The 465-nt window shown below is 39.4% G+C and carries 1 protein-coding gene; it reads left to right on the top strand.

What is annotated here, in order from left to right; genetic code table 11:
• Positions 1-42 precede the first annotated feature (42 nt).
• Positions 43-465, top strand: a 423-nt coding sequence (locus tag AC27E9_RS19155; RefSeq protein WP_487132906.1) for a thrombospondin type 3 repeat-containing protein, incomplete at its 3' end; no start/stop codon positions are given.

The raw sequence follows: 465 nt of genomic DNA, 5'->3' as shown, positions 1-465 counted from the left end.
GATGGCTGGGAATATTTATATTTTGATAGCTTAGACCATGATATGTCACTAGATAGTGATGGTGACGGCATAACAGATATGGCTGAATACCAAGCAAAAACTAACCCACTTATTGTTGATGTTATACCAGAAAGCGAGTTCCCTGACGGGTTAATTACCCATGGTGATTTTGAATTAGGCAATGATTTTACGCCAAGGAATGCGAACGTACCTTTGTCATTTGAGACTGAAGACCCTATTAAAGGTCTACGCAGCCTTAATGGCTCAGCGAATGGATATGACTATATTAGCTATAAGCATACTGACTTTTCCTCTACAGGGGCAAAACTAAACAACATTAGTTTAAGTGGCCTCATCAAAACTAGTCATCGTATGAGAGTTACCGTTAGAGTGCATTATGTTGGCGGAAGTTGGTCAGATAGTAGCTCTAAATATCAACGGACTTTAGCCTCTAATGAACAAACA

The sequence above is a fragment of the Colwellia meonggei genome (assembly GCF_057537295.1).
The sequence above is the reverse complement of the archived record's forward strand: the minus strand, read 5'-3'. Positions and strand labels throughout refer to the sequence as shown.